The following is a 16,592-nucleotide window of genomic DNA, read 5'->3' as shown; positions in this document are numbered from 1 at the left end:
TCAGTACCTATGCCTATGCAAGCGAGTCTCAACCTTGTGATCTGCGTGGTTCTTAAGTTTTGAGCCTGCATAATTATTACCTTTACTTGCTGGAGCATTATGCGGATGAGCAAGCTCATAACCTTTGTCTACAGCTTTACGACCAGGAGAGTTCCTTCCATTTCTCGGGATACGCAAACCGGATTTGTTTCCATACTCAATGTGACGAGCATCATTTTTTAACCAGCCTCTATCTGCGGATCCTACCTTAGGATCATTCATCATTTCCTTCAGTCTTGCTTGTTTTCCAGAGCGTCCACCAGATTTACGTACTCTCTTTGGAGCAGTTTTTCCTTGCATCGAAGTAGCATCAGAATTCTTGTTTCGAACTTCCGTACCACTGTTTTTACCTTCAATACTAGTGGAATTTTGCTCCACCCGCAGCCCTTCGTTGCTTCCTGACGTCCCGCCCCTATTAGCACTTCCCGCCGCATCTCCTGCCCTATCAGTATTCCGGGCAATGTCCACGACATCATCCGCCTTACGTAAAAGCCCTACCCCCGGAATAACCGATACAGCCGTCAGCAGGGTCATGCCCGACGCGGCGAGTACTCTACCTTCGCCCCACAATGCCATTGTGTCTTGTATATCCACAATGGTGCCATATGGCGTCGCGGCTTCGGCCATAAACACCCCTGCCGCTCGGATATTGCGACCACTTTCGGAGGTGTAGCGCACTTGGCGCTCGGCTTCTTGCTGCATACCGGCAGCACGATTAGCAGCCTCGTCAACCTCAAAACTACTCTCGATATAGTCGTTACCGCTGATACGCCCTTCCCTTAGCGCATCCATAAGGGCGTCTTGTTGAGCTCGGGTCTCGCTGGCTAATTGCTGAACCTCCGCATAGAGCGCTTCGGCCTCGGCAGCGGTTTTGCCGTTGGGGTTATCGTGCAGGGCGTCGCGTAGCTCGCCAACTCGCTCTAGGTTGGCTTCGCCTTGTTGCTGAAACAGTTCAGCCTCGGTGAGCGGTTCACTGCTCTCTTCGGGCTGGCTGTTGACGCTTTCGGTGTTGGTGTGGACGTAACCCTTGGCGCCGCCTGCCCCGGCGGCGTTGCAGTTGACCATGCATTCGCTGCCGTCGCGGACGACCGGTTGCCCGTTGGCTTTGACATTGTCGTGCCCGGTTAAAAACAACACGTGGCCGCTGCCCTGGGAGGTGCCGGAGCCCACCCCCGAACCGGCGTTGCTCTCGGTGCCTTGGCACAGGTCGCCGACCCGGTAGGTGCGCTGCCCGGCGGTGATCACGTTGGGGGAGTAGTTCACAGGGTTGCCAAGCGGCCCCGAGGAGTCGAAACCCACGATCTTGTCGCCCACTTGGCAAAAATCAGGGTAGCTGGTCAACGCTCTCCATCGGGTCTCCGCATTACCGGCATGGCGAGCCTGGCCGTTAAGGGCTTCGCCTTGGGGTGACTCACCCTGGGTATCGCGCGGGGTGCTGCTGTCAGCGCCGGGTGGGCCGTCGCCCTCTTCGCACCGTCCGTCAGGTGTCACACACATGGGGGGCAGTTCGTACGTATCATCCGACATGACGTGCCCCTCCGGTAGATGATAATGCCGCCAGCGGCGTGCGCCGGATGCGTACCTGCTTGAGCGGGTCATCCAGCGGGAACAGTGCCCGCCAGGTGAGGGTGACGTCTTCCCGATCCAGGTCGATCACCACGCTGTCGAGGGCCAGCGGGGTATTGCCACGCTGGCCACTGGCGTGTTCGGTAAGAGCTTGCAGGGCAATGCCGGGTAACCGAGTGCGGTGGCGAAAGCGTTGGCGGTCTCCCACCATAATCGCCCGGCTATTGGGTAGGCAGTTGGTGAGGATCATCAGTTCGTCGCCGCGCAAGTAGTCGGGGGCGATCAGATCCGCCGGGGCGCTGTGGTGAAAGCGATAGTCGAAGTCTTCGGGCCAGTAGGGCAACCGCTGGGTTTTCCAGTGGTCGTCGAAGGTGCCTTGATAACTCACCCGGGGCTCCCACCAGGGGGCGATGGGGCCAAAGCCTGCCGGGGCCGGGCGGTCGAAGGGTGAGGTGACCAGCCAATCCGGGTCTTCCAGTTGGGGGGCGGGTAGCCGTGTCACAGCGTTAAGGTCGGGTTTGAGGTACCGGATGACCTCGCTGGATACCCGTTTATAGTCAGCGCGGGAGGGCAACCAGCCCCGCCCAGCGGGGTTGTCGGGGTAGTAGAGCGTGTTAGCGAGGGCGTCCCCGTCGGGCAGGCTGTAGTGGCCGCCGAAGGCGTAGCGGTAGTCCAGCGGGACTTCGCTGACCGGTGTGGGGTCAGTGACCCGCCAGCCACCGAGCAGTTGCCAGCGGAACTCCCGTGGCCCACGCACGATCAGGCGTTTGTCCACCGGGCCTACCTGTACCCGCACCTGCCAGGTGCTGCGCGGTTGCCCGGTGGGCGAGCGCAGGGTGCCATGCACGTGCACTTCGGTGCTGAGTTTGCCGAGCAGCACGTCGCGGTCATCGGTGATGACCTGGGCATACAGGTTGTCGCTGTCGCCCTCAAGCGTGGGCTGCCAGCGAATCGGCTGCTGGTGGCTGGACTCGAACAGCGGCCAGTTGTCTTCGGTGAAGCGGTAGGTGGCGCGGACCACCACCACATCATACTCTTGGTCGCCCGGGCCGAGCTTGCGATACAGCGCATGGGGGAACGACGTTGGATTAATCACTTGCGCCATGTACTACCACCCCGGCGACTTAGCGTCGCTTGGTTCAGGGCCATCGCTTTCCTCGGCACTTCCCGGTGCGGGTTGGGCCGTGCCGGTGTTGAGCAGTACGTCATCGGGGCCGTCGACATGCACCTTGGTGCCCGCCTTGACGTGGATCTCACCCGCATCCAGGTAGATGGCGTCCTCAGTGAGCACCAGCCGGCTGTTGCCTACCTGCAGGGTGAGCTGGTTACCGGCCTTGAGGGTGATGTTGCGCCCGACATTGAGCGAGTGGTTAAGCCCCACCTGGGTGCTCTTGCTGAGCCCGACCAGGGTATTCATTATCGCCCCGACGTTGAGGCTGTAGCCCAGGCCGACGTTTTCCATGCGGCCCATGCCGACGTTCTGCAGGTACGCCTTGCCAACGGTTTCGGTTTTGTTCTTACCGACTTTGCTCGACCAGTTTTTGCCGATGCGGTCGGTTTCGTTGCCATCCACCGTTTTGCGACGGTTCTTGTGCACGGTAAAGGTTTCGTTACCGTCGACGGTATGGGTCTCGTTGCCATGCACCGTGTGGACTTCATGGCGGTGGACAGTGCGGGTTTCGTCGCGGTCGATGTCGGTGGTGCGATCACGAAAGACGTGCAGGGTGCTATCGCGCTTGATGTCCTCGGTGCGGTCGTTAAGGGTTAGCAGATCGAGGTCTTTCTGGGCGTGCACCCAAATTTGCTCTTCGCCCGCTTCGTCTTCAAAGCGCAGCTCGTTAAAGCCCTCCGCCTTGTGGCTTTGGGTGCGGATGACCGTGCGGGTTTTGTAGGCAGGGAGCGGATAAGGCGGCCGGTTAACCGCGTGGTAGGTGCGCCCCGTGATGAGCGGCTGATCTGGGTCTCCCTCCAAGAACGACAAAATGACCTCATGCCCGATCCTGGGGATCGCCATGCTGCCATAACCGCCGCCTGCCCAGCCCTGGGCAACGCGCACCCAGCAGCTGGCGGTTTCGTTAGAGGCGGAGTAGCGATCCCAAGGAAACTGTACTTTGACCCGGCCATATTTGTCGCAGTAGATCTCTTCGCCCGCTGGCCCGACTACAAAGGCCACCTGGGGGCCATCGACCCGGGGTTTGGGGTTGGGCACCGGGCGGAAGGTCTGGTCCCGGGGCATGATCACCACTTCATTGTGGTAGCGGGTCATCAGCTCGCCTGCTTGCGCAGCGCTGCTCCCCCCATTGTTACTGTCATAGCCACCCCGCGCCATGCCGTCCTCTTCTAATGCCTGGGGTTGCTCGCCGTGGTGCACCACCGATACCACCTGCCAAGCACGGTTGAGGCTATCGATATCGTGGTCGGTGAGAGTAAAGCAGGTGCCGGGGGCGAGTTCAGGCAGGTCACTTTCGGCTTCGGCGGTGGTGGCGTCAGCGCGCAGCGATTCTAGGCGATGGCGGGTGAAGGGCTTGCCGGAGGCATCCTTTTTATAGCGCCCTGGGTAGTCGTAGTGTTCGTAATCCTCTCGCTGAGCGTGCTCCCCTAGATTGGGCGCCTGGTGTTCGTGTAGCTGGGCGTAAGGCGGGTTCTTGAAGCTGTAATCCTTGAGTGTGGCCGAGGCGGGGCGTACCCGGCTGACCTGGCGTAACTTGCGCAAGTGACGTCGGGGCGGCGTGCCACCGGCGCGGCCGTGGTAGGTACGCTCGCCGATGTTAGGCAGTACCACCGTGGCATCGGCAAACACCAACTGATGGGCTCCGCCTTCGGCGTTCTCAAACTCATGGAAATAGAAGCAGCCCTCTTCGGCGGCCAGGCGCTCGATAAAGGCCAGATCGGTCTCGCGATATTGCACCAAGAACTCACGGTTGGGCGGAGTACGCGTAGTGGCAAACTCGATATCGGTGAGGCCGCGCTCGCTGGCTAACGTTTTGATTGCATCATGAGGGATGGTGTCTTGAAAGATACGCGAGTTATGCCGTAGCGATAGTCGCCACAGGGCGGGGCGAATTTCCACGCGGTAAAAGCTGCGCCGGTGCCCGCGATCGCCGCGATGCAGCTCAGCGATAATGCCATGCACCCGGCGCAGCGGCTCGCCATCCTGCCAAATGGTCAGCGTGGCATTTTGATCCAAACAGTCGCTGGGCGACAGGTCGTGGGTGCGGCTGGCGAACTCAACGGTGAGCGCAAACGTCTCCGACAGCGCTTCGCGGTGGGTAAAGCTCACCACCGCCGTGTCAGAAGCCCCGGGAAGGGTCAGGGTAAACTGAAGACCCGTATTATCAGCCATTGTAAGATCCCTCTCTGCTGCCACTGCTCGTTAAAAGATCACCGCAGACCGTTGCCTGATCGGTCAATACAACCGGCTTAGTGTCCCGGGTGATGATTAAGCGACTCTCCACTCCCCTATTTCGCCCCATTACTGTTCCTCCGCTGCTGTTTTATTCATCCCACTGCGCTGGCGCTTCGTAGCTCGCCACCTCAAAAGCATCGACGTACATGCGTTGAAACCCCGCCGCTTCCAGGCTTTGAATCGCCGTATGGCACACCAGTGGTAGCCGCGTTTGTAGCGGTACACCGCTTAGACTCAGCCGAGCAGCGGTCAGCAGGCGTGCACCATGGCCGCTGCCCTTCCACTCTTGGCTGATAAAGAAGAAACGCAGTTGCCAGGCGGCTTCGTCATCGGGTCGGCACGCCAGCACCATCCCCAGGGGCGGGCCATCCCCATGGCGCAGGGCGAGTAAACGCCCCTGCCAGTGTTCAACGTGCTCTTGCTCGCGCTGCAACCACACCTGGCGATGGAGGGTAAATTCCAGAGCACGGCGCAGCGTATCCAGGTAGGCCTTATCACGCAGTACCCAGGGCGAATGCCCTTTTGCATCGGCACGCTGGACGGCTTCGATAAAACTATCGATATCCCCTTCCCGGGCGTTCTCAAGCGCGCGCGAAGATGCTTGGCCATTAACATCAGGGCCACTATTCACATGGCCACCTGGGAGGCCATGGGTCGCGCTAGCTGAGGGGGAGAGCCACTGCTTAAGTTTCGTCAGCATAGGGCCCTCGTTCTGCATAGAGTGCCGACGGTAACTGGAAGCCTGCGGCGGGCGAACGGGTAAAGGGGTTGGGGGCGCTATCGGTAAATAGGCGATAACGCATAGCCCCACCGTCAACATTAAAACGTAGCTCTAACTCACGCTCATTAACGCTGGTGATGTTTGCCTCTTCCAACAGGCGGAACCAGGCCCAGGCGCCATCGCGGGTCATACTCCGCGGCGAGCGGTTTACCTGGCTGGGCACCATGGTGATGCGGCTATCAGTGCCGCCACGCAGCGTATTCGGCCAAATCATCGATACCCGGCTGCTGGCACTGTGTGTGTATTCGATGAGCTGGCCATCGGCGCTGATCACACTGCGCCGCTTGTCGGGGCTTAAGCTGATCGGCTCAAGAGAGAACTCGACGTCTAGTGCGCCATCAGGGCCAAAGTAGGCACGGCGAATTTGTTCCGCCTGTGACACGGCGGCAAACACGCTTTCACGCAGTAGCGAATTACCCTGGGTATCCACCAGTTGCTCAGGCGCACCTTCGATAAAGGGCTGCAAGTTATCCTGATAGAAGTTGTCGAGGATACCTTCAGGAGCAAAGAAGGCTTCAAAGTCGCTTAGCGAAGCATCCCGGCTTGCACTGGGCACCAGAGGATAGCGCCCGGCTAAACGCTCTTGATAGGGTGCCACTACCTCATCTATCCAGATATTTTCCAGGTGACTGATAGCGCTTGCCATGATGAGCTGCCAGCTTTGATCCGCCAGGCTTTTCAACATGCTTGCGACAGGCTCGGGCGAGCTGTCAGCAATACGCTGCAGGCGATAAATTGGGTCATCACCGCGCAGCGATAAGCGGTCACGCGCGCCGATGAAAGCGGCGCGCCCTGGGTCGCTGGCTTCTTCTATATCAAGCAGGTAATCGCGCAGCTCCGTTACCGCCGATTTGATCTCTTCCAGGGAGGAGGGATCCCCCTCTTGAGGATTGGAGAGCTTGTTAATCGCGGTAAACTGCTGCTCGATATCGTGAGCAAGCTGATAGCGCGGTGAGCGCTGTAGCGCTTCACGGGCTTCCTCGTCATCTTCAGGCAGTTCCGGATAGAGACGGGTATTCTGCTCGACCGCTGCTAACAGACGGTCTAACGGGCGCTCTGCGCTGACCAGCGCATCGGCGACCACCGCTGCCTGATGAATGTCCGGCAGGGGCACAAGCTGGGTGTTGCGCAGGGCATCACGCCAACTCACGCGATAATCATTGACATAATAGTCACGCAGGGCATTTTGCAGTTGCTGACGGTCAGCGTTGCTGAAGTTGATGTCTTCGCGCTGATCCAATACCCACAAGTCGATAAGCGCTAGCTCGGTTGCCCTATCAAGCTGTTGCAGGAAGTGATTTTCGAAGCCACCCCGGGTAACCAGATACGGCAGTTGCACATACGAGGGCTCATCGTTACGCGCCATAAACACCGTGTTGAACATCGACCCCACCTGACGGCGCAGGTCGAGAGGGTCTCCGCGACGGCTACTGTCAGCTTTCATGGTGGCGTAGACCCGCTCATCCATCGGCAGGCGTGATAGGTCGTCAATCGCGGCGACTAAGCTGCCGCGTAGTGGCGCCATGGCATATTCAGCGCGCCGATTACCAGCGGCAACCCGGCTTTCCAAATCGCTGTGCTGCAGGGCGTAATCTAAATGAGCCAGTAAGCGGTCTTGGATTTCACCACGCTGGGGGAAATCCGACTGCCAACGCTGCGCCATAAAGTCGTGTACGCGTTCGGGCTGGCGGCCACTGGCGTCAGACATCATGCGCAAAATGCGCAGCAGCGCCAGCTTGGCGTTACTGCCCTCTTCTTCGCGGTTCATGTCATCCATGATGCCCACCATCAACGCCGGCAGGAATTGGTACTCCAACATGGCGAGGTAAGCATTCTCTAACTGGCCACCAATAATGTGGCCTTGATAAAGTCCCATATCAGCAAGGAAAGGTGTGTGTGTACGGTAGCCCTCGAAGGTTTGCATCGCATCGCGTAGGCGATCCAACGGCGCCAGCATTTCGTAGCCCGTTGGGTCGTCGCTCTGAAACTCTTCGGGATGGGTGGCCAGGAAAGTTTCCGCCCGATGCTCGACGGTGGAAAGCGAGGTCGCGTTTTTCTGGTAGAAATGACTCCACCCACCGATCATTACCGCACTCACTAACATGCAACCGACGATGCACGCCTGGCGAGTGCGCTGGCGGCGGCGGGCTACTTTGGCGTTGTCACCGGCCAGGCCAGCTTCTGGATAAATGACTTTTTCAAACAGCTCTTCGGTGAAATACAGGGCGCTGCGCGTGGCACGGTGCGCTGGCTGAACACTTTCGGGCATGCCATAACGGCGGGCCGCGGCATCAACGAAAGGATCTTCAGGCACCCCCTGCTGATAAACCGAGGTGAAATAAGTGCCGCGTACAATCGCCGCGGTGGAAAAGCGGTCGCTGGAAAGCGCCTCGTTGAGGAAACCGAGCAGCACATCGCGCAGCCCTGCTAGCTGGCGCACAAAGCGAAATACCGATTCCCGTTCTTCCCGGTCGCGGCACTCTGCCAGCATGGTGGGCATTGCGCGGTTAAGGCGTTCCAGCATGTTGTCGTAAGCGGCGGCGAACTCTTCTTCCCACTGTCCCGGTGTATCAATGGATTTAGCCGAGAAGGTAAAGCCTAACGGCGCCCGCCGTGCAGCACGGGAGTAATGGCGGAAGAAATCGTCAAAACCGTGCAGCAAATCCATTTTGCTGAAGGTGACGTAAACCGGTAGTCGGCTGCCGTGGCGCTCCATCAACTCGCGCAGGCGGCTACGTAACAGCGTCGCGTACGCTTTACGAACGGCTACCTGGGCGTGGCTAAGACGGGCTAGATCCAACACCAGCACAACGCCGTCCAGCGGGCGGCGTGGGCGGTTACGCTCTAGCCACTCGGTGAAGTGATCCCATAGGCGGCTATTCAGTTCGTCAGGCTCGCCAGTTTCCAGTGCGCCTTGGGTCAATAACTCGCCATCAGGGTCGATGAGTATCGCTTTATCGCCAATCCACCAGTCAAAACCAAAGCGGTTTTTCTTGCTGCTGATGCCAGAGGCTTTCATGACATTGGACAACGCAAAATTTTGCCCCGAGCGATTGACCAAGCTGGTTTTGCCCGCATTTTCGACCCCCATGACCAAATACCAGGGAAGGCGATAGCGGCTGCTGTCCCCACCGCCAACACTATCAATAATTTCGGATAGCACGCTGTTCAGCGAAGTTTCCTGCTGGTCGATACTCTCCTGTATGGGGTCTGACTGCTGCGACTCCATATCCTGCGCGAGCTCATCGGCTTCGCGCAGTCGACGGGAAAGCCGAACGCCCCAAATCACCGCCACTAACGTTACCAGCGCCAAGGTGGCCAGTAACCGATTGACCCAGGGGCCTAATGGGTAGCTGTCTCGCACTTCCCAACTAGGTCCTAACCACCAGATAGCCACTAATAGGAGCACGATTAATACGCCCCACATGGCCATGGAAAGCCGCCCTAACCCCTTGACTCTGTTAGCTTGCGCTTTGGCGCGATTGTGAGTGCTCTGTGCACGTGAAAAGCCGGGCACCCAGCGGCTCAGCTTTGATTTCAATGTTCCCCACATGAGCCTTTAATCCTCGTCCCTAGTGATAAAGTCGATCATCGTTGTCATGTCCTAAGCGATGCCTGAAGCCGCGAAACCAGCGCTGGTTCCCACTGCTCTAAATCAAGTTCATTAACAGTTTGGTGCAGCGTGCTGTAGTGCTGCTGGGCGAGCGTTTCTAGCCCCGCCTCCTGCAGCAAATCAGCGCTGGCCAAGCGCCAGTACGTGCTCTCGCGCAAGGAGCGTGCCGACGCTAACCCCTGGTCAAGCACCTGCAAGGCAGGTCCTAACCCTTCACTCCCCATATAGCTACGCGCTTCCTCTAACCCCGCGTGCCATGCTTCACCGCCACCGGCGCCGTCATTTGCGCCGCTGCCCGCGCCGCTATACAGCCACTGCTGCGTTTCTTTATCTAAAAAAGGCGAGCCATCGTTAAACGTTAACGACTCAATACCGGGGAGCCTTTCCACGAACCGCACCGACTCATCACGAATAGCCTCAGCGCAGCGCGGCCGCCCTAGGCGCTTGGCCAGCTCGGCACTCAAGCGGTGTCCTTCTAGCCAGTAGGGGCTGACCGCAACGCTTTTCTCTATGCGCTGCCAAAGCGCTTCGTCACCGCCCCGGGAAAGCGCCTCTCGATAATCCGCCACACGGTCAGCAGCCACAGGGGCTAACTCGGTACGCCCCCCTTCCCTTGCAGCAGGTAACGCCTGGATGGCGCTCCAGATGGCATAGCGACGCAAGCGGTATGCCAGCGGCTCGCCCGGGTTTTGCTCGTTTAGAAAATCGGCCATTTTGAGCAGAGACTGGCGGTTGGCGCGCTCATTGCCCGCCTCCAGACGCAGTTCGGGGACTTTTGCCCCACCGGGCTGCTCAACCTTTTCAGCCCCGCTGGAGGAAGAAGACGCGGCCGTCCGTGCATCGCCACCGGACGCGTTGCCGCCTTGAGAGTCCGATGCAGCACGGTTTTGATTAGGCTGTTTTTCATCCAGCAGGCGCATCAGCTCGTCAAGTGAGTCAGCGGGCAACTGCTTGTCCGCGGCTAACGTTTGCAGGTTTTCCAACGAGTGGCGGCAGGCCAGAAACTCATCCTCGGCATTATGAAAGTCGAGGCCCGCGGCAAGCTTCAGCGTGCGTTGGGTAAATTGCTGGAACAGCCTGGGCCGCAACTTAGCCCCACGTGCGCCATTGAAGGGGTATGCCAACGCCCACCAGGCTTCAAGACAACCGGCCAGCAGCCTTAGGGAAAGCGCGAAACGCACGCCATTGCCTTCATGCTGCAGGCAGTGCAGCAAGTGTCCCAACACCTTTAGGTCTTTGCCCTTATGGCTAAGCATAGTGATTGCTAATGCTTCTGCCGTATCCCAATCAACGTCTTGGTGCTGCAATGAGCCGACCTTCATCATTTCAGCCTCAAGGCGCAGGTAGTCGGCGCTGTCCTCCAGCACAACGCCGATCTCCTCGCCCTGCTCATTGGCAGGCAGAGGCGCTAGCAGGGGTTCAAGGTGACTATCCGCCGTTATACGCATCACGAACTCCTATACCCACTACCAGCGACAGGCGCTGCGAAGCGGTTGAATTTGCTGACGCAGTCCTGATACATCAAAACGCAGCCCGTCCAGAGCCGCTGCGTCGCTACTCAACACAAGCTCGTTGGCGCTCAATAATTGCCGCAGCGTTTCAATGGCGGGCAGGCCGCGCCCACCGCTTACCACGTGGCCGTCATCGCGCACTCGCCATTGTTGAGAGACATCACGTCCATCCGCGACGACCCGCAACGACACGCGGGGGGTATCCAAGGCATTGGGCAGGTGCACCTGGAAGCGGGTAATTAACTTCTCGCAGGCCAGTACTAATACGGGCCGCGGAGGCGTTGTGCCCCGCGCGGGCACCGTCATTAATACTTGGCTTCCCTCGGCGCTGACTATCAGGCCAAAGTCATCGGGATTGCGTTTCTCCTCTTGGCTGACAACTGCGTGCCAAAGTGGCGGCAATTCAGCGCTATCACTTGGCGTGCTCTGCTCGTCCAGGAACAGACTGTCGTAGCACCCCAGGCGATCCAAACGGGAGCTTTCTTGGCCACACTGATGCGCCTGTTCCAATACCGCCGCGCTATCCTCTGCTTGTAGTGCGCTGCTCATGCTTAGTAGCCAGAGGCAAATCAATAGCCTGTGCTGCCATCGGCAACTTACGAATGTCACTTTCATTTAGCATCCAGTTCTAGCAATTGGCATTTGTGGGAGAGCGTTCGCTTGGGTATTCCCAGGCTCTCTGCTGCAAGGGCACGATTCCCGCCGTAGTAAAGCAATCGCTGGCTAATCAATTGCGCTTCATAATCGCGAACCGCTTGGCGCAGATCATGGATCTTATTCAGCGTGCCGCTGGCTTCTGATGTCGCTGAATCAGCGCCACTGGCGGTATCGCTGGGCAGGAGCAAGGCTTCAATATCGCCACCGGCGGGGGTCATGGCGCAGGCATAATCGATCAAGTTTTTGAGCTCACGCACGTTGCCGGGGTAATCACGCTCTTTTAGCTGCCGCAACGCGGCGGGTGTGATGCCCATCTCACTGCGTTCTTCCCGTGCACAGAAATCAGCAACAAAGTGCTCGGCCAGAAAACCGATGTCTTCACGCCGTGCCGACAGCGATGGCAGCGAAAGCGGGAATTGGCCTAAGCGATAGTAGAGGTCAGCGCGAAACCGCTGCTGTTTGATCTGCTCGCGTAGCGGCTGATGGGTAGCCGCAATAAGACGTAGGTCTGCACAGCGTTCTTCATTCGACCCTAGGGGCCGATAGCGGCCGCTCTCCAGCACCCTGAGCAGTTTGGCTTGCAGCGCTAGCGGCATATCGCCGATTTCATCCAGAAACAGCGTACCGCCGTCGGCTTGGGCGATGAGCCCTTCCCTGGCCTGGTCAGCGCCTGAAAACGCCCCTTTGGAGTGGCCGAACAGCTCCGACTCCAGCAGCGATTCGGGGATCGCGGCACAGTTAATCGCCATGAACGGCGCCTTGGCGCGCGCCGAGAAACGGTGAATCGCTCTCGCCACGAGGTCTTTGCCGGTACCGGTTTCGCCCTGGAGCAGCACCGCTAAATTGGTTTCGGCCGCACGAATCACCTGCTGCCGAAGCTCTTGCATGGCGATGGAGTTACCCAGCAAATCACTCGCAAGCTTGGCCGCTAACCCCTGCCGCCGAGTGTTGTCGTTGAGCTTGGCTAACGAGTCACGCAATACCGCTGATTTCTGACGCTCTCCCTGACTGCTTGCCAGGCGCGACCACAACCGACACAGCAGGGCCTCAAAAGCGACAAAATCGCTACACTCCATGAGGTTCGTCAAGGTTGCCGCTTCCGTGACGAAGGCCAGCACGCCTAGCCACTCCCGCGAACTGTCCTGGAGTCGTAACGGCCTCACGTGTAGCCGCAAGTCGCCACTGAGGGAGGCTATTTGGGCTTGAAAACCGGGATGATCAAGCCGGGTACGCGCTTCCCCCACGCCCAGTGTCACCGGTTTACCGCTGCGGATGGCATGGGCGTAGGGGTGACTAAACTCATCACAGTTGAAGCGCGCCTCACTATTATCACGGCCCACCCAGCGGCCGCTGCTGTCTAGATAGAGGCACTCCACCCACGCCAAGCCCAGGCTATTACCCAGCAGTTGCCGACTGCGTAAGCGCAGCTCCCGTGGTGTGGTACTTTCAACCAACGCAAGCGCCATGGGCATAGCCGCCAGCCCAGCTAAAGGCTGCGCTTCGCTAGCATTGCGCTGGTCAAGAGCCTTTACCTGCATGGCGCTATGCCACCTCCGCAGTAAAGACACCGCTGTCGGCATCCGTGCCCAACACTACCCGGCTAACGTTCTCGCGCCGTGCCATACGCTCAAGCAGGGCACGGGAAAGCGGCGGCAGCAGTTCACCGTCGATCACCGACTCCAGCATGCGTGCGCCGTTTTCACTCCGCGTCGCACGTTTACAAATTGCCTCGGCCAGGCTGTCATCCAGCACCACCTCGGCATGGCGATGGCGCTCACGGATGCGTGTTGCCAAGGTATCCAGCTTGGCCTTGACGATGTCACGCAGGGTATCGCCGTCCAGCGGCAAGTAAGGCACCACTTCCATACGCGCTAATAGCGCCGGTTTAAAGAACTCAGCCAGCACCGGGTAGAGCGCGGCATCCAGCGCTGCTGGGTCATCGCCATAGCTAACGATGGCTTCGTAGCCCAGGTTAGAGGTCAGGAAGAACAGCACGTTTTTGCAATCGATAACGCGCCCTTCCCCGTCGGCCAGTTCGCCTTTATCAAACGCCTGGTAGAAGAGGTTAAGCACATCGGGATGGGCTTTTTCGACTTCGTCCAGCAGCACCACCGAATAAGGGCGCTGACGGATCGCTTCGGTGAGTAGCCCGCCCTCGCCAAACCCGACATACCCCGGCGGCGAACCAATCAGACGTGAAACCGTGTGCTTCTCTTGGTATTCCGACATATTGATCGTGGTAAGAAACTGACGACCGCCATACAGCTGGTCGGCAATTTGCACCACGGTTTCGGTTTTACCCACGCCGCTGGGGCCTACCAGCAGAAATGCGCCCAATGGCCGCCCCGGGCGACGGAGATCCGCACGCGCGGTTAGCAAGTGGCGATGGATACGCTCAATCGCACTGCCCTGCCCCTGGATTAGCGCATCCAGATGGGTCGGCAGTTCGGTGAGGCGGGTTAGCTCGTCGCTGGTCATACGCTCGACCGGTACGCCGGTCCAGTCGCCAATCACCTGGGCAATTTGCGCCTCTTCAACGCTGGGATTAACCAGCGCAAACGTCTCTTGCAGTTGGGCCAGCTGCTGCTCCCGTTCGGCGAGTTCTTGATGCACGCCCTCGGGAAGTTGATCAACGGCATCATTATCCGTTGCCTCTAGCAGTTGGCGGTGTAGCGCCACAATGGCATCGACGCATTCGCGCTGCGCTTGCCAGGCAGTTTCCAGGCTTGCCAACTCCTCTTCCAGCTTGGCTAAGCGTTCGGTTAAGTCGTGGTGGCGTTCACTATCCGGTTCGCGCCCCAGCAGACGTTCACGCTCGACCTGATCGCGCTCACGTAGCGCGGCGATATGTTCACTCTGTAAGTGGCTTAGCTTGCGGGGCGGGGTATCCAGAGCCTGCGCCAATCGGGTACAGGCGGTATCCAGCACATCAATGGCTTTGTCAGGCAATTGCCGTCCGGCCAGGTAACGGGCAGAAAGCGCAGCGGCAGCACGCAGGCCGCTGTCGCCGATCAGCACGCCGTGGGCGCGCTCATACACATCCCGCAAACCGCGCAGGATGACCAGTGCCTGTTCTACGCTTGGCTCGGAAAGCGCAATGGGCTGGAAGCGCCGCGACAGCGCCGGATCTTTTTCAAAGTACTTTTTGTACTCACGCCAGGTAGTGGCGGCGATAGTACGCAACTCGCCCCGGGCCAGGGCGGGCTTGAGCAAGTTGGCCGCGTCACCGCCGCCTTCCTGGTTACCAGCACCGATCAGCGTGTGCGCTTCATCTATAAATAGCAGCGTGGGACGAGGGGCGTTTTTGACTTCGTCAATCACCGCTTTAAGGCGCTTTTCAAACTCGCCTTTCACCGCGGCACCGGCTTGTAGCGCACCTAGATCAAGGGTCAGCAACTCAACACCTGCCAGCGCAGCGGGTACTTGTCCCGCCACAATGCGTGCTGCTAAACCTTCTACCACAGCACTTTTACCCACCCCGGCATCGCCAATCACAATGGGGTTGTTTTTGCGCCGACGCCCCAGGATATCGAGCATTTGGTCGATTTCCGGGTCACGCCCCAGCACAGGGTCAAGCTCACCCTTGCGCGCCTGTTCGGTCAGCGAGGTAGCAAAACGGGCGAGTGCGCTGTCATCGCCAGCAGGATGAGCAGCCTGGCGTTGTTTAGCGTCGGCACCCTCCCGAGGTGCTTCGGCTGAATCGGCCGTAAGACGCTCCAAGTGGCGGCGTAGATTTTCGCGATTGATATCTTCCAGTAGCGCCGTGCTCTTCGGACCTAAATAGCGCGGGGCGTTGTGCAGTAGCGCCGTGAAAAGCACGCCGCTGCGAAGCGCTTGATGTCCATACTCGGTGGCTGCCAGTAACCACGCGTCCTGCAGCAGCTCTACCAATAACGGCGAAAAGCTGGGTGTCGACACCTCAAGATCACGAGGCGGACGGCTCTCCTCAGCCATTCGTGCGCGCAGCTCCTCGACATCAATATCAAGCGTTTCCAGCAGTAAGCGCACATCACATAGCGGCTGGTCGACCAGCGCCAGCAGCAGGTGCCCGGTGGTCACCTCCGGTGCTTGCTGCTCTGCGCACAGCACGGCGGCCTGCTCGAGGCCATGACGAGAAATTCCATTCAGTCGACTAATAAGCGCCGGTAGCTCTACCCTAAGCATGCTATCTCCTAACGATAAATCTGATCGAGTAAAGCTCTGACTTGCTCAGCCTGCTGATCCAGAGACCAAGAAAGCCCCAAATAAATACCCACCAACGTAACGCCGAACAGGGCAAAGATGGCCCACAGCGGTAACCCCTCGTGCATCCCTTTGCCACGCCCTTTCACCACATGCCTAAGTGGCTGGGTCAGCATCTCATCTGGCGGCTCATCAAGTGACGCCAGTTGATCGCCCAGCGCGCGTACAATCTGGTCGTACTCTTCACGACCATGGGTTTTCACCCGGTAACGCCCCTCAAACCCAAGGCACAGGCACAAATAGATAAAGGCCAGCATGTCGCGATAGCGATGAGGCTCTTGCTGCAGCCGCGCGAGGATAGAGAAAACTTTTTCGCCCCCCCAGGTCTCGTTATGAAACCTCGCTAGCAGCGAGTGCTCAGCCCACACGCTCTGGCGACCCCAGGGCATGCCCATCACGGTTTCATCGATAAACGAGCAGAGCACATACCGGTAGGCGAGCAGTGTCGGGCGGTCATACCCCTGCTCGGTTAGCTCAATTTCGATAGAGGCAATTTCGTCCACCACCTGACGATATAAGCGCTCGAGATCATCAGCGCCGTCCACCTGTCGGACGCGCACCGCCATGCCCAGCAGGCTGCTCGATGCATCGACCAGCGGGTTTAAGTTGTGCCCGCGCAGCCGAAACCAGTAGTCCTCGTCAGCATTGAGGTGTTGGGCATGGCTATGCACCAACTGCTCAACGCCGCTGTCTTTTATGTGGTCTTCATGGCGAACCGGCTCACCCATCGGGTAGTCGTTTTTGGCGTCATCTTGATGCGTGGCAATATCTTGCATG

The 16,592-nt window shown here is 58.9% G+C and carries 10 protein-coding genes; all 10 read right to left on the bottom strand.

Annotation, left to right across the window (positions count from 1 at the left end; translation table 11 throughout):
* Positions 1-1,566, bottom strand: a complete 1,566-nt coding sequence (locus HZS52_RS09560; protein WP_190374649.1) for a hypothetical protein — start codon at positions 1,564-1,566, stop codon at positions 1-3.
* On the bottom strand, positions 1,556-2,710 hold the full coding sequence (locus HZS52_RS09555) for a DUF2169 family type VI secretion system accessory protein (protein ID WP_190374648.1): 1,155 nt from the start codon (positions 2,708-2,710) through the stop codon (positions 1,556-1,558). Before HZS52_RS09555 ends, HZS52_RS09560 begins: the two co-directional genes overlap by 11 nt.
* Before the next feature lie 3 nt (positions 2,711-2,713).
* The gene (locus HZS52_RS09550; RefSeq protein WP_190374647.1) at positions 2,714-4,948 is read right to left on the bottom strand and encodes a type VI secretion system Vgr family protein; all 2,235 of its coding nucleotides are present in this window, start codon (positions 4,946-4,948) and stop codon (positions 2,714-2,716) included.
* A gap of 151 nt (positions 4,949-5,099) precedes the next feature.
* Positions 5,100-5,711: a GNAT family N-acetyltransferase gene (locus HZS52_RS09545; protein ID WP_190374646.1), complete on the bottom strand. Its 612-nt coding sequence runs from the start codon at positions 5,709-5,711 to the stop codon at positions 5,100-5,102.
* Positions 5,695-9,345, bottom strand: coding sequence for a type VI secretion system membrane subunit TssM (tssM, locus tag HZS52_RS09540; RefSeq protein WP_190374645.1), 3,651 nt, complete (start codon positions 9,343-9,345; stop codon positions 5,695-5,697). Before tssM ends, HZS52_RS09545 begins: the two co-directional genes overlap by 17 nt.
* Positions 9,346-9,389: 44 nt before the next feature.
* The gene (tssA, locus tag HZS52_RS09535; protein ID WP_190374644.1) at positions 9,390-10,853 is read right to left on the bottom strand and encodes a type VI secretion system protein TssA; all 1,464 of its coding nucleotides are present in this window, start codon (positions 10,851-10,853) and stop codon (positions 9,390-9,392) included.
* A gap of 18 nt (positions 10,854-10,871) precedes the next feature.
* Positions 10,872-11,465, bottom strand: coding sequence for a type VI secretion system-associated protein VasI (gene vasI / locus HZS52_RS09530; protein WP_223828105.1), 594 nt, complete (start codon positions 11,463-11,465; stop codon positions 10,872-10,874).
* A gap of 62 nt (positions 11,466-11,527) precedes the next feature.
* Entirely contained in the window at positions 11,528-13,111 is a 1,584-nt protein-coding gene (locus HZS52_RS09525) for a sigma-54 interaction domain-containing protein (RefSeq protein WP_138799431.1), read from the bottom strand.
* Between the two features lie 4 nt (positions 13,112-13,115).
* Positions 13,116-15,737, bottom strand: coding sequence for a type VI secretion system ATPase TssH (tssH, locus tag HZS52_RS09520; RefSeq protein ID WP_190374643.1), 2,622 nt, complete (start codon positions 15,735-15,737; stop codon positions 13,116-13,118).
* 8 nt (positions 15,738-15,745) lie between these two features.
* On the bottom strand, positions 15,746-16,591 hold the full coding sequence (icmH, locus tag HZS52_RS09515) for a type IVB secretion system protein IcmH/DotU (protein WP_022521997.1): 846 nt from the start codon (positions 16,589-16,591) through the stop codon (positions 15,746-15,748).
* Position 16,592 lies beyond the last annotated feature (1 nt).

Origin of the sequence: Vreelandella titanicae (assembly GCF_014697095.1) — a bacterium.
Taxonomy (GTDB): Bacteria; Pseudomonadota; Gammaproteobacteria; order Pseudomonadales; family Halomonadaceae; genus Vreelandella; species Vreelandella titanicae.
The sequence above is the reverse complement of the archived record's forward strand: the minus strand, read 5'-3'. Positions and strand labels throughout refer to the sequence as shown.